This is a genomic window from Neobacillus niacini (genome assembly GCF_023715415.1).
GTDB classification, from domain to species: Bacteria; Bacillota; Bacilli; order Bacillales; family Cytobacillaceae; genus Neobacillus; species Neobacillus niacini_C.
Window position 1 is genome coordinate 312,410 of record NZ_JAMBOB010000005.1, and the last position, 13,536, is coordinate 325,945.

Here is a 13,536-nt window from a genome sequence, read left to right on the forward strand (position 1 = left end):
GAGGAGAGGATCTTCATGTACGGGAGAACGTATTTTTGTGGCGATGTACCAGAGTCAGCCATTGGTGAAAAAGTAACACTTAAAGGCTGGGTTGCAAAACGCCGGGACTTAGGCGGATTAATTTTTATCGATTTACGCGATAGGACCGGTATTGTTCAGGTTGTTTTCAATCCGGATGTATCGAAAGAAGCATTGCAAACGGCTGAAAAGATTCGCAGCGAGTATGTTCTAGATATACAGGGAACAGTAATCGCCCGTGAGGATGGAACGATTAACCCCAATTTAAAAACTGGGAAAATTGAAGTTCAAGCTGAAATGGTAACGATTATTAACGAAGCGAAAACACCTCCATTTACCATTTCAGATAAAACCGAGGCGTCCGAAGATGTTCGTCTTAAATACCGTTATTTAGATTTCCGTCGCCCAGTGATTTTTGAAACATTAAAGATGCGTCATCAAGTGACAAAACAAATTAGAGATTTCCTTGACGCTGAGGGATTCTTAGATATTGAAACACCAATTTTAACAAAAAGCACCCCTGAGGGAGCACGTGACTATCTCGTACCTAGCCGTGTTCATCCTGGTGAGTTCTATGCACTTCCACAATCACCGCAATTGTTTAAGCAGCTATTAATGCTTGGCGGGATTGAGCGTTATTATCAAATCGCACGCTGTTTCCGTGATGAAGACTTACGTGCTGACCGTCAGCCGGAATTTACACAAATTGATATTGAAACAAGTTTTCTTGGTCAAGAGGATATCTTAGGCTTAATGGAAAAAATGATGACTGGTCTGATGAAAGAAGTAAAAGGACTTGAAATTCCTGCTCCGTTCCCACGGATGACCTATGATGAAGCGATGAGCCGCTTTGGTTCAGATAAACCAGATACTCGTTTTGGACTTGAACTCGTTGACCTTTCTGAGGTTGTTAAGGATTCTGGCTTTAAAGTTTTTGCAGCGGCGGTTGCGAATGGTGGTCAAGTAAAAGCCATTAATGTGAAGGGTGCTGCTGATCAATATTCCCGTAAGGACATTGATGCTCTAACGGAATTTGTGGGAGTTTATGGGGCAAAAGGCCTTGCTTGGCTGAAGGTAGACGCAGAAGGATTAAAAGGTCCGATTGCAAAGTTCTTTGCTGATGAGGATTCCCAGGCTTTAAGAACTGTTTTAAATGCTAATGAGGGTGACTTATTATTATTCGTTGCGGACAAGAAAAATGTTGTTGCTGACGCACTAGGTGCACTCCGCTCTAAGCTTGGAAAAGAATTAGGATTAATCGATCAAAGTAAGTTTAACTTTTTATGGATTACAGATTGGCCGCTCCTTGAGTATGGTGAAGAAGAAGGGCGTTACTATGCAGCCCATCATCCGTTCACGATGCCGGTAAGAGAAGACCTGCCATATTTAGATACAGACCCTGCAAGAGTTCGTGCACAGGCCTATGACCTTGTATTGAATGGGTATGAGCTCGGAGGAGGATCATTACGGATTTTTGAGCGTGATGTTCAAGAGAAAATGTTTAAGGTTCTTGGATTTACACCTGAAGAGTCTCAAGAACAATTTGGCTTCTTGTTAAATGCTTTTGAATATGGAACTCCTCCGCATGGTGGGATTGCTCTTGGTTTGGACCGTTTGGTTATGCTGCTATCAGGCAGTACAAACCTACGTGATACCATTGCTTTTCCAAAAACGGCTAGTGCCAGCGATCTGTTGACTAATGCGCCAGGTGAAGTTTCGGAAGCCCAATTAAAAGAACTGCATCTGTCACTAAATGTTACCAATAAAAATGAATAAAACGCTTTCATAATCCCTTGAATGGTTTTTTATTCTATGGTATTATAAAGTCAATCAAATAAGTGTCCTGAAATGTTCGTTGTATTACCTAACTTTTGACCAACATTATTTCTTCGGGAGTCTGAAGTCTTCAAGCAGCGTAAAAGCCTCAACCTATACGGTTAAAGGGACTTACATAAGCTTGGAACAAGACACCCACCTGCGAGAGTGGCGGGATCAAAAGAAGGAACAAGCGCGACGGCACCATTGGGACCCTTATAAAAATAGTCTCCTGCATAAGCAGGGGGCTATTTTTATTTTTACTGAGGAAAAGCATATCGATTGTGCCCGAAAAGGGTGAAATTGAAATACTTTTCGTTTTCTGAATTCCTATAGAAATACTTGAATTTATAGAGGAGTATGTTATATTTTTTTAGGGTAAAAGATATAGATATGTCTAATTTAATTTCTGGAGGATCCACATGCTGCATCAATTTTCTCGTAATGAACTTGCCATTGGCAAAGAAGGCCTAGATATCATGAAGAACAGTACAGTTGCTGTACTAGGCATTGGCGGTGTCGGCTCATTTGCCGCTGAAGCTCTTGCTCGTTCTGGAGTTGGAAAGCTTATACTAGTCGATAAAGATACAGTTGATATCACCAATGTCAACCGTCAACTTATCGCCTTGCTATCAACGATTGGACAAGAGAAAGCTGAACTTATGAAAGAGCGTATTAAAGATATTAATCCTGATTGTGAAGTTATTGCCTTAAAAATGTTTTATACAGAAGAGACGTATGAAGAATTTTTTAACCATGGTTTGGATTTTGTCGTTGACGCTTCAGATACCATTATTTATAAAATCCACCTAATGAAAGAATGCTTGAATAGAAATATTCCAATCATCTCGAGCATGGGTGCGGCCAACAAGATGGACCCAACTCGTTTTAAAATTGCTGATATTTCTAAAACACATACAGATCCAATCGCTAAGGTAATCCGCACGAAGCTCCGTAAGGAAAGAATACACAAAGGCATTCCAGTCGTTTTTTCTGATGAGAGCCCGATTGTTATTCGTGAGGATGTCAAAAAAGAGGTTGGGAATGAAAATGCTCCGATTCGAAAGGCACAAATGCCGCCATCCTCAAATGCCTTTGTTCCTTCTGCTTGCGGGTTAATTATGGCAAGCTATGTGGTTCGAGAGCTGTTAGCCGGCATCAAAATTAAAAGAGTATCTGATGAAAGGTAAATAGTTAGAAGCCCCGAATCGTAAGACCGGGGCTATTTTTTTTATAAAAATATTAAATTTATCTATTATGCGTTAAACTTGATAAGTGAGGGGGAGGGCTATTGGAATCAATTGTTGTATTAAAAGATGTTACCAAAGTAATCAAAGGACGAACGATAATAGATAATATCAGTTTCGAAGTAAACAAAGGAGAAGTCTTCGGATTTCTTGGTCCCAATGGAGCGGGTAAAACAACCACGATTCGAATGATTGTCGGCTTAATGGACATCACCTCAGGGGATATCACAATCGATGGTTTTAGTATTAAATCAAAGTTTGAAGATGCGGTAAGACATGTTGGCGCCATCGTTGAAAATCCGGAAATGTACAAGTTTCTAAGCGGCTACCAAAATCTCATTCATTATGCGCGGATGGTAAAAGGGATATCCAAGGAAAAGATTGATGAAACGGTAAAGCTTGTGGGCTTATCGGACAGAATCCATGATAAAGTTAAAACCTATTCTCTTGGCATGCGGCAACGATTGGGATTGGCACAGTGTCTTTTGCATGATCCTAAAGTGTTAATTTTGGATGAGCCGACAAACGGACTGGATCCAGCAGGTATAAGAGAAATCCGTGATTACATACGTCGCCTTGCAAGGGAGACAAATATGGCGGTGATTGTATCGAGCCATATTCTTTCAGAAATGGAAATGATGTGTGACCGTATTGGCATTATTCAAAATGGTACTCTCATTGATGTTCAATTGATAGAGGAATTTGTACACGGGACGAGTGCCAGTTTTGAGTTTGAGGTTATTCCTAGTGAAAAAGCATTGACCTTTCTGAAAACTAACTACCCTACTATCCCAGTTACGCATTCACGAAACGGTATTACCATGGAACTTGCAAAAAATGAAGTACCTGCAATGGTAAAGGCGTTCGTTGAAGAAGAGATTCAAGTATTTGGGATTAAAGAGGTTTCCAAAACCTTAGAAGACCGCTTCCTTGAAGTGACGGCAGATAAGGGGGGCATGAATCATGATTAATTTAATTCGTAATGAATTAATGAAGATTTTTAGAAGACCAGGAACCTATGTGATGATTGGGATACTTGTAGTGATTATCTCTATCACAGGTGTATTTATGAAGTATAATTTGGTCGAAGATGAACCGAATGTCACGGAAGAGTGGAAACCAGTTTTACAACAGGAAAACGAAGCATTGAAAAGCCAGCTAGAATCTAGTCCAATAAAATTAGAGCAGGATTACTATAAGAAACAAATTGCAATCAATGAATATAGGATTGAGCATAATATACCTTTTAGGGAAAAATATAATGTCTGGTCCTTTGTCAAAGACAGTTCAGAGCTCATTTTGCTAGCAGGATTATTTACGATTGTTATTTCTGCAGGGATAGTCGCTAGTGAATTTAATTGGGGAACCATTAAACTGCTGCTAATCCGGCCAATCAATCGCAGGAAAATATTATTATCAAAGTATATAACCGTATTATTGTTTGCTTTAATCATGGTAGGAATTTTATTTGGTTTCTCTGCTCTGCTTGGTGCAATACTTTTTGGTGTGCCTGAGCAAACACTTCCCTATTTGAATTATTTTAATGGAAAGGTAACCGAGCAGCATATCGTTGTTTACTTAATTATTTACTATGGATTAGGCTCGATTGATATGATTATGTTGACTACAATGGCCTTTATGATTTCATCGGTCTTCCGTAACAGCTCACTTGCCATTGGATTATCATTATTTTTGATGTTCACGGGCAGTCAATTCACCGCTCTTATTTCAATGAAGTTTGATTGGGCAAAATACATTCTATTTGCTAATACAAATCTAATGCAATATATCGAGGGAACACCGCTGCTCGAGGGGATGACGATGTCATTCTCAATCATCATGCTCATTATCTACTTCGTGATTTTTCAATTTTTAGCTTTTTACGTATTCAATAAGAGAGATGTCGCTGCATAAAAACACAACCTCTGGGAATTCCCCAGAGGTTATTTTTTTCGTAATAACTTTTCATATACCATTGCCAGTGCTTGTTCAAATTTACCGGTTTTTTTAGCCTGATAATATTGTTTGTTTTTCAAATTGTTCGGCAGGTATTGCTGTGGAACCCAGCCAGATTCATAATCATGTGGATACAAGTAGCCAATTCCTCTTCCAAGCTCTTTTGCACCTTTATAATGTGCGTCACGTAAATGATCTGGCACTTCCCCAATATTCCCTTTTTGGATATCAGCAAGGGCCTCACTAATTGCAATCACAGCTGAATTGGATTTAGGCGACAAACATAATTCAATAACAGCGTTAGCCAGGGGAATTCTAGCTTCAGGAAAACCAATTCTCTCACACGTTTCAATGGCGGCCAATGTACGCGCACCAGCCTGCGGACTCGCTAGACCAACATCTTCGTAAGCAATTACAAGTAATCTTCTGCTAATACTCTGCAGGTCCCCGGCTTCAATTAATCTCCCCAGGTAATGCAGAGCTGCATTTACATCACTTCCGCGAATCGATTTCTGAAATGCTGAAAGTACATCATAGTGCCCATCCCCATCTTTATCCGAACCATAGCTTTTCTTTTGCATGCATTCTTCTGCAGTTTTTAAATCGATATGGATGGTATCTACATTATTCTTGTCGGTTGATAGAACAGCTAGTTCAAGAGCATTAAGAGAGCTGCGGACATCCCCATTTGAAGCAGTGGCAAAATGAGTTAATGCTTCTTCCGTAATATCTATTTGCAACTTCCCATACCCACGTTCTTCGTCCTCAATGGCACGAAGTAAGGCGAGTTTCACTTCATCTGGCGTTAACGGTTTGAGTTCGAAAATCTGACATCTGCTGCGAATTGCAGGGTTAATTGCATGATAGGGGTTACTCGTCGTTGCCCCAATGAGTGTAATCATTCCATTTTCTAAAAAAGGCAGCAGGAAATCCTGTTTTCCTTTATCAAGTCTGTGGACTTCATCCAGAAGCAGGATTACTTTTCCGGACATTTTTGCCTCTGCTGCAACGATTTCCATGTCTTTTTTGTTGCTGGTAACTGCGTTAAGTGTACGAAAAGCATATTTCGTACTGCCAGCAATTGCACTGGCAATCGAGGTTTTACCTATTCCAGGAGGTCCATATAAAATCATCGATGTCAGCTGTTTAGCCTTCACCATTCTGGCAATAATTTTATCATCTGCCACTAGATGCTGCTGTCCAACGACTTCTTCAATTGTTCTAGGGCGCATTCGAAATGCTAGCGGCTTTTGCTGCATAATTCATCTCTCCAACTAAATAAATGAGTTCCCTTTAACTCTACCATTTTTGGATGGAAAAGCATATTAAAGTACAATATGATATAATTGCTAATGCCTATCAAATTACTGTGTATTTAATAATGAATAAAAAAATAGAGGTGTTATAAATGAGAATTTCGACAAAAGGACGATATGGTTTAACTATAATGATCGAACTAGCTAAAAATCAGGGTGAAGGACCAACCTCCCTAAAATCAATTGCTCAAGCAAATCAACTATCTGAACATTATCTTGAACAGCTGATTGCTCCACTAAGAAATGCAGGTTTAGTAAAAAGTATCCGCGGGGCTTATGGTGGTTATATTCTCGCTGATGTTCCTTCCAAAATTACCGCTGGTGATGTCATTCGTGTACTTGAAGGACCTATTACACTTGTGGAAGGTATCGAGGATGAGGAGCCGGCACAGCGTGAACTTTGGATCCGTATTCGTGATGCCATTAAATCTGTTTTAGACAATACAACTCTTGAAGATTTAGCAAGTCATAGTAACCATGAAGATATTGATGGTTATATGTTTTATATTTAATGTTAAAAGTAGAATAGAGAATTATTTTGATTGTAGGTGGAATGATGGAAAGAATCTATCTCGACCATGCTGCTACCACTCCGATGCACCCAAGGGTAATTGAAAAGATGATGGAAGTTATGAGCCATAACTTTGGTAATCCATCAAGTATTCATTCTTTCGGAAGAGAAGCACGACATTATATAGACTTGGCACGAGAAACTTTAGCCAAGAGTATTGGTGCAAAGGAAAATGAGATTATTTTTACAAGCGGTGGGACAGAAGCCGATAATATGGCTTTATTTGGTGTTGCTGAAAGCTATCAGCATAAAGGAAAGCACATTATCACGACTCAAATCGAACACCATGCAGTACTGCATGCATGCAAGCGTATAGAAAAAATGGGCTTTGAGGTAACCTATCTGCCAGTAGATGAAACAGGGGTAATTTCTCTTGATGACCTAAAGGCGGCATTAAGGGAAGATACGATATTGGTTTCAGTCATGTATGGAAATAATGAAATTGGTACGATTCAACCTATAAAGGAAATCGGTCAGCTTCTGCAAACACATCAAGCATTGTTCCACAGTGATGCAGTCCAGGCATATGGAATAGAAGAAATCAATGTGGACGAACTCAATGTAGATTTATTGTCTGTTTCCGCTCATAAGATTAATGGTCCAAAGGGGACTGGATTTCTTTTTGTACGTGACAAGGTTAAGTTAGTTCCTCGTGCCTATGGCGGTGAGCAGGAACGAAAAAGACGAGCTGGTACGGAGAATGTAGCAGCCATTGTCGGTTTTCAAGAAGCCGCAATCGTCGCAGCAGAAGAACGCTCTGTGAAACGGGAAAAGTATCAGGGATATAAGAAAACCTTTATCGAACACTTGACTGAACATAATGTAAAGTTTTCCATAAACGGATTGCTTGAAAATTCCATGCCTCATGTATTAAACTTAAGCTTTCCGGGAACGAACGTGGAAGCAATGCTGGTAAATCTTGATTTAGCTGGGATAGCGGTATCAAGTGGTTCTGCCTGCACGGCGGGTTCGATTGAACCTTCACATGTCCTGGTTGCCATGTTTGGTAAAGAATCAGAAGTGTTGATTAATTCTATCCGTTTCAGCTTTGGTTTTAACACAACAGAAGAGCAAATCATCAAGGCTGCTGAAGAAACGGCACGAATTGTGTCACGTCTGAAAAAATAAATAAGTGTGATTGTTGAGGTAAAGAGAGGTGGAAACAGTGGAAACAAGAGATCCAAAGGATATACGAGTCGTGGTCGGTATGTCGGGGGGAGTTGACTCCTCAGTCGCAGCACTTCTGTTAAAACAGCAAGGCTATGATGTCATCGGCATTTTTATGAAAAACTGGGATGATACCGACGATACTGGATTCTGCACGGCAACGGAGGATTACAACGATGTCATTCGTGTCTGCAATCAAATTGGTATTCCTTATTACGCAGTAAATTTTGAAAAACAATACTGGGACAAGGTATTCACCTATTTCCTAGAAGAATATAAGGCGGGAAGAACGCCTAACCCTGATGTCATGTGTAATAAAGAAATTAAATTCAAAGCCTTCCTTGAGCATGCTGTGAACTTAGGTGCTGATTATCTGGCAACTGGTCATTACGCTCAAGTTGAATATCGAGACGGAGAGTACAAAATGCTCCGTGGTAAAGATGAAAATAAAGACCAAACGTATTTCTTAAATCAATTGAATCAAGAGCAGCTAAGTAAGGTTATGTTTCCAATCGGTAATTTAGATAAGCCAAGAGTTCGTGAAATTGCGAAAGAAGCAAATCTAGCAACTGCGACTAAGAAAGATAGCACGGGTATTTGCTTTATTGGAGAACGTAACTTTAAGGAGTTCCTTGGTCAATACCTTCCAGCCCAGCCAGGAAACATGGAAACAATGGATGGAGAGGTTAAGGGGAAGCATGAAGGCTTGATGTATCATACCATTGGACAGCGTCACGGCTTAGGAATCGGCGGTTCAGGTGAGCCATGGTTTGCAATCGGTAAGGATTTAAAAAGAAATATCCTTTACGTCGGACAAGGTTTTCATAATGAAATGCTTTATTCTCACTCGATTATCGCTGATAACGTAAGCTGGGTATCTAATCGGGAAAAGCCTGCAGAATTTACATGCACAGCTAAATTCAGATACCGTCAGGAAGACAATAAAGTGACGGTACAGCTTTTGGACGATAATAAAGTCAAAGTAATCTTCGATGAACCACTCCGTGCGGTAACCCCAGGACAGGCTGTTGTGTTTTACAATGGTGATGAGTGTCTCGGCGGTGGTACGATTGATGAAGTATATAAAGATGGACAACGTTTAACCTATGTAGGATGAAAAACTCCCTGATTCCAGCTGGAATCAGGGGTTTTTTGTGATAAAAATTAGGTAATTTGAGTTTTGGACTTTTTTTATGGGGTTATGGACTATTTTTTGTTGGTTATGGACTTTTTTCGGAGGGTTATGGACTTTTTTGGTTACCTTTTGGACCTTTTTCAAGGGGTTTTGTACTTTTAGACAATATTCCCCATTTACTCAACACAATATCCTATTCCATATCCCTAAACATACGGTAAATAGATAGATTTATGGTATACTCTAAAATTAGAACGGAGTGATTATGACATGGATAAAAACCAATTAGGTGTTCAATACATGCAAGAAGGCAAGTGGGAAGAGGCAGCAAAGATTTTTAATGAGGTCATCGAAGAAAACCCGCAAGATCCGATTGCCTACATAAATTTTGGTAACGTGCTTTCCGCTGTTGGCGATGATGAGAAAGCCTTGAAATTTTACGAAAAGGCCATTCAATTAGATGAGAATACTGCTGCAGCTTATTATAGTGCTGGTACCATATATTTTAGTAACGATAAATTTGAACAAGCTAAAAAGATGTTTGAAACGGCCATGAAAAAAGGGCTTCAATCTAGCGATAATTATTTCATGCTCGGTCTAACTCTTGTGCAGCTTGAACAGGGGAAATTTGCACTGCCCTATTTACAAAGAAGTGTCGAACTAAATGAAGAGGACTCAGAAGCAAGATTCCAATATGGTTTATGTCTGGCACAGCTAGAATTAATTGATGAGGCCATTGTTCAACTCGAAAAATGCATTGAACTAGATGATGAACATACGGATGCTTATTATAATCTTGGTGTGTCATATGCATACAAAGAAAATGCAGCCAAAGCATTAGAAATGTTTGATAAAGCTTTGGAGATTCAGCCTGATCATCTATTAGCAGGGCATGCGAAAAAGTTGATTGAATCAGCAAGATAAATCGATAAAAAAATAGAAAGGAGGAAGAACCCCATGGATAAGCAAAGCTCACTTGATTTATTTGCAGAGCAAGGAAAGTTCGTAAAAGGAAAACACCTGGTGACCATCTTTCATAATGAGCAAAATCTTTACACCGTATTAAGAATTCGTGTGGAAGAAACGAATCATCAATATGATGACAAGGAAGCGGTAATTACCGGTTATTTTCCAAAGATTCACGAGCAGGAAACCTATATTTTCTTTGGTGAGTTTAAGGAACATCCCAAGTTTGGCATGCAATTCCAAACACAGCATTTTCGAAAGGATATTCCACAAACCAAGCAAGGTGTGGCTGCATATTTATCAAGCGAGATGTTTAAAGGGATTGGGAAGAAAACAGCAGAAAACATCGTTGAAACATTAGGAGAAAACGCGATTTCAAAAATACTAAATCAGCCTTCCTTGCTGGATTCTGTCCCAAGGCTTCCTCCTGATAAGGCAAAAATGCTATACGATACATTGATGGAACACCAGGGTCTCGAGCAGGTGATGGTTGCTTTAAACCAATATGGTTTTGGACCGCAGCTTTCCATGCGAATGTATCAAACCTATAAGGATGAAACCCTTGATATTATTCAAAAGAACCCGTATAAGCTTGTAGAGGATATTGAGGGTATTGGCTTTGGTCGTGCTGATGAGCTGGGCTATCAACTAGGCATTTCAGGGAATCATCCCGATAGAATAAAAGCCGCCTGTCTTTATTCGCTTGAAAACGAAAGTATGCAGAATGGGCATGTATATGTTCGTGCAGAGGATTTGCTCATACAGGTGAAAAACCTACTCGAAGAAAATAAACGAGATCAAATTGAATTCACCGATATATCTACAGAGATTTTGAAACTCGAAGAAGAGGGCAAATTAGTTGGTGAGGAAAAGCGTGTTTATTTGCCATCGTTGTATTTTGCTGAAAAAGGACTTGTAACAAATATTAAAAAAATCCTTGAACAAACACAATACAAGGAGCAATTTCCTGAATCCGAATTTTTGCTGGCGTTAGGGGAATTGGAGGAAAGGCTAAAGGTGCAGTATGCCCCCACGCAAAGAGATGCGATTCAAACGGCCTTGATGTCACCGATGTTAATTTTAACAGGGGGGCCAGGAACAGGTAAAACCACTGTCATTAAGGGGATTGTTGAGCTTTATGCCGAATTGCATGGCTGTTCTTTAGAGCCAAAAGACTATCATAAAAAAGGTGAACCCTTTCCATTTTTACTTGCAGCCCCAACAGGAAGGGCAGCAAAAAGAATGAGTGAATCCACCGGTCTGCCGGCGGTGACGATTCATCGTTTACTTGGTTTTAATGGATCAGAAGGAATGGAGCGTGACGATGCTCCTGAACTTGAAGGGAAAATTCTAATTGTTGATGAGACCTCAATGCTAGATATTTGGTTAGCAAATCAATTGTTTAAGGCATTGCCTGATACCATTCAGGTTATTCTCGTGGGTGATGAAGATCAGCTGCCTTCCGTAGGACCAGGTCAAGTGCTTAAGGATTTGTTGAGGTCTGAGGTTGTCCCAACTGTTAGATTAACAGATATTTATCGCCAGGCAGAAGGATCCTCCATTATTGAATTGGCTCATGATATCAAGAAGGGATACTTGCCAGCAAATGTTACCATGAAGCAGCCTGACCGTTCGTTTATTAAATGTTCCACGGCTCAGATTCCTCAAGTAATTGAAAAGGTTGCTCTTAATGCAAAAAGTAAAGGGTATTCAGCCAAGGATATTCAAATCCTCGCACCCATGTATAGAGGTCCTGCAGGAATTGACCGATTAAATGTTTTGTTACAAGAAATATTTAATCCGAACCCGGACGGTACTCGGAAAGAAATTGCATTTGGAGAAGTGAAATACCGTATTGGTGATAAGGTCCTCCAGCTTGTAAATCAACCAGAAAGCAATGTTTTTAACGGAGATATTGGTGAAATTATTTCTATTATCTATGCAAAGGAAAATACGGAAAAACAAGATATGGTATACGTTTCCTTCGAAGGTAATGAAGTTGAATATACAAGACAGGACTTGAATCAAATTACTCATGCCTATTGTTGTTCGGTGCATAAATCTCAGGGAAGTGAATTCCCGATTGTGATTCTTCCCATTACAAGAAGCTATTATCGAATGTTACAAAGGAATCTTATTTATACTGCGATAACACGGAGTAAAAAGTCCTTAATTCTTTGTGGTGAAGTGGAAGCATTAAGGATGGGTGTGGAAAGGGCAGATGAATTAAGCAGACAAACCACATTATCCCAAAAGCTTCAGGAGATGATATCAGTCGAGAATTCTTCCGAAGTAGAAGAAATGGAAGATGAACCAGGCCTATCTGCTGAAGAAAAATTAATGCAGGTTAATCCAATGATTGGCATGGAAAACCTTACACCTTATGATTTCATGGTAATTGACTAAGACTATAAATGTTCACAGGAGGTGGGACACTCTGCGAACATTTTCTTTATTAAAAGGACAACCAGTCTTTGAGTCAAGTACAGGAGCAAAAATTGGTGAAGTTACTGATTTGTGTATCACTAGCGATGGAGCCGTAAAAGGCCTGATGGTTAAAAAAGGCGCTTTCTTCAAACAAACCTATTTTCTGGACATTCAAGATGTAGAAGCTTTTGGCTGGGATGGGGTCATGATTGAGGATGATAACAGCCTTGAAAGACTAAAAACAACTCCAGAATATACCCTTAACCATCAACACTCTCTTAACGGAAAGATGATGATTTCAAAGAGCGGAGAGTCACTTGGGTTGTTACAGGATGTATATTTTCATGAAGAATTGGGCACAATCGTAGGGTACGAAATTACGGATGGTTTCTTTTCGGATATCACAGACGGGAAACAGATTATACATTCCGAGAAGCCCCCTGCAATCGGAAAGGATGCCATCATCGTAGACGTTAATCATACGTGAGGTGTTCTTTCCATGTTCAAATGTCCCAATTGTCAGAGCAAGGATATCGGCAAAATCGGAATAAACCAATATTATTGCTGGAGTTGTTTTATCGAATTGTCTCTTGCCAAAGGTATTATTAATACCCATCAAGTCGAAGAAGATGGTACACTCAGCTCCTTAGATGACTTGTTTGAAGAAGAAGAACGTCGTTACACCATTTAAAGTGGAAACACTTATGTACTGAAGGTAGACAGTAAGCGTAAAAATAGTCGAGCACTGTCAAACTACAGAAGAGGTGAGACGTATGAATAAAGTGATGACTTCCGTTGTTGCATTTGGAGTCGGAATGGCAGCTTATAATCTTGCACAGAGAAACAACATGATGTCTGGCCGTCAAGTGAAACGAATGTCAAGAAAGGTAAAACGAGCTTTATTCTAAAAATGAATCC

General features: G+C 39.8%; 13 protein-coding genes and 1 other RNA gene. 13 read left to right on the forward strand and 1 reads right to left on the reverse strand.

Annotation, left to right across the window (positions count from 1 at the left end; translation table 11 throughout):
* Positions 1–15: 15 nt before the first annotated feature.
* From aspS to M3189_RS13575, 5 genes are all read left to right on the forward strand, one after another.
* Positions 16–1,794, forward strand: coding sequence for an aspartate--tRNA ligase (aspS, locus tag M3189_RS13555; protein ID WP_251634603.1), 1,779 nt, complete (start codon positions 16–18; stop codon positions 1,792–1,794).
* 61 nt (positions 1,795–1,855) lie between these two features.
* Positions 1,856–2,051: non-coding RNA, 6S RNA (gene ssrS, locus M3189_RS13560), on the forward strand.
* A 204-nt stretch (positions 2,052–2,255) separates the two neighbouring features.
* Positions 2,256–3,023 carry a tRNA threonylcarbamoyladenosine dehydratase gene (locus M3189_RS13565; protein ID WP_251634604.1) on the forward strand — a complete coding sequence of 256 codons (768 nt, stop codon included), beginning with the start codon at positions 2,256–2,258 and terminating at the stop codon, positions 3,021–3,023.
* A gap of 101 nt (positions 3,024–3,124) precedes the next feature.
* A complete protein-coding gene (locus M3189_RS13570; RefSeq protein ID WP_251634605.1) occupies positions 3,125–4,051 on the forward strand; it encodes an ABC transporter ATP-binding protein in 927 nt (308 codons plus the stop codon).
* On the forward strand, positions 4,044–4,994 hold the full coding sequence (locus M3189_RS13575) for an ABC transporter permease (protein ID WP_251634606.1): 951 nt from the start codon (positions 4,044–4,046) through the stop codon (positions 4,992–4,994). Before M3189_RS13570 ends, M3189_RS13575 begins: the two co-directional genes overlap by 8 nt.
* A 29-nt stretch (positions 4,995–5,023) precedes the next feature.
* Here the strand turns inward: M3189_RS13575 and M3189_RS13580 are convergent, their stop codons facing one another.
* Positions 5,024–6,295 carry a replication-associated recombination protein A gene (locus M3189_RS13580; RefSeq protein WP_251634607.1) on the reverse strand — a complete coding sequence of 424 codons (1,272 nt, stop codon included), beginning with the start codon at positions 6,293–6,295 and terminating at the stop codon, positions 5,024–5,026.
* Between the two features lie 149 nt (positions 6,296–6,444).
* Here M3189_RS13580 and cymR point away from each other — a divergent pair, with 149 nt between their 5' ends.
* From cymR to M3189_RS13620, 8 genes are all read left to right on the forward strand, one after another.
* On the forward strand, positions 6,445–6,864 hold the full coding sequence (gene cymR / locus M3189_RS13585; RefSeq protein ID WP_251634608.1) for a cysteine metabolism transcriptional regulator CymR: 420 nt from the start codon (positions 6,445–6,447) through the stop codon (positions 6,862–6,864).
* A gap of 44 nt (positions 6,865–6,908) precedes the next feature.
* Positions 6,909–8,051 (forward strand): cysteine desulfurase family protein, encoded by a 1,143-nt coding sequence (locus M3189_RS13590; protein ID WP_251634609.1) that lies wholly within the window; start codon positions 6,909–6,911, stop codon positions 8,049–8,051.
* 37 nt (positions 8,052–8,088) lie between these two features.
* Entirely contained in the window at positions 8,089–9,207 is a 1,119-nt protein-coding gene (gene mnmA / locus M3189_RS13595; RefSeq protein ID WP_353057424.1) for a tRNA 2-thiouridine(34) synthase MnmA, read from the forward strand.
* Between the two features lie 288 nt (positions 9,208–9,495).
* Positions 9,496–10,149 (forward strand): tetratricopeptide repeat protein, encoded by a 654-nt coding sequence (locus M3189_RS13600; protein ID WP_251634610.1) that lies wholly within the window; start codon positions 9,496–9,498, stop codon positions 10,147–10,149.
* Between the two features lie 33 nt (positions 10,150–10,182).
* Entirely contained in the window at positions 10,183–12,597 is a 2,415-nt protein-coding gene (gene recD2 / locus M3189_RS13605; protein WP_251634611.1) for an SF1B family DNA helicase RecD2, read from the forward strand.
* Positions 12,590–13,105 (forward strand): PRC-barrel domain-containing protein, encoded by a 516-nt coding sequence (locus M3189_RS13610; protein ID WP_353057425.1) that lies wholly within the window; start codon positions 12,590–12,592, stop codon positions 13,103–13,105. Before recD2 ends, M3189_RS13610 begins: the two co-directional genes overlap by 8 nt.
* A gap of 12 nt (positions 13,106–13,117) precedes the next feature.
* Positions 13,118–13,309 (forward strand): hypothetical protein, encoded by a 192-nt coding sequence (locus M3189_RS13615; protein ID WP_045517826.1) that lies wholly within the window; start codon positions 13,118–13,120, stop codon positions 13,307–13,309.
* 82 nt (positions 13,310–13,391) lie between these two features.
* Complete coding sequence (locus tag M3189_RS13620) at positions 13,392–13,526, forward strand: YrzQ family protein (RefSeq protein WP_251634612.1); 135 nt, start codon at positions 13,392–13,394, stop codon at positions 13,524–13,526.
* The last annotated feature ends 10 nt before the right edge of the window (positions 13,527–13,536 follow it).

Coding starts and splice junctions, on each gene's coding strand:
- aspS (WP_251634603.1), top strand. CDS start 16: ATGTACGGGAGAACGTATTTTTGTGGCGATGTACCAGAGTCAGCCATT.
- M3189_RS13565 (WP_251634604.1), top strand. CDS start 2,256: ATGCTGCATCAATTTTCTCGTAATGAACTTGCCATTGGCAAAGAAGGC.
- M3189_RS13575 (WP_251634606.1), top strand. CDS start 4,044: ATGATTAATTTAATTCGTAATGAATTAATGAAGATTTTTAGAAGACCA.
- M3189_RS13580 (WP_251634607.1), bottom strand. CDS start 6,295: ATGCAGCAAAAGCCGCTAGCATTTCGAATGCGCCCTAGAACAATTGAA.
- cymR (WP_251634608.1), top strand. CDS start 6,445: ATGAGAATTTCGACAAAAGGACGATATGGTTTAACTATAATGATCGAA.
- M3189_RS13590 (WP_251634609.1), top strand. CDS start 6,909: ATGGAAAGAATCTATCTCGACCATGCTGCTACCACTCCGATGCACCCA.
- M3189_RS13600 (WP_251634610.1), top strand. CDS start 9,496: ATGGATAAAAACCAATTAGGTGTTCAATACATGCAAGAAGGCAAGTGG.
- recD2 (WP_251634611.1), top strand. CDS start 10,183: ATGGATAAGCAAAGCTCACTTGATTTATTTGCAGAGCAAGGAAAGTTC.
- M3189_RS13615 (WP_045517826.1), top strand. CDS start 13,118: ATGTTCAAATGTCCCAATTGTCAGAGCAAGGATATCGGCAAAATCGGA.
- M3189_RS13620 (WP_251634612.1), top strand. CDS start 13,392: ATGAATAAAGTGATGACTTCCGTTGTTGCATTTGGAGTCGGAATGGCA.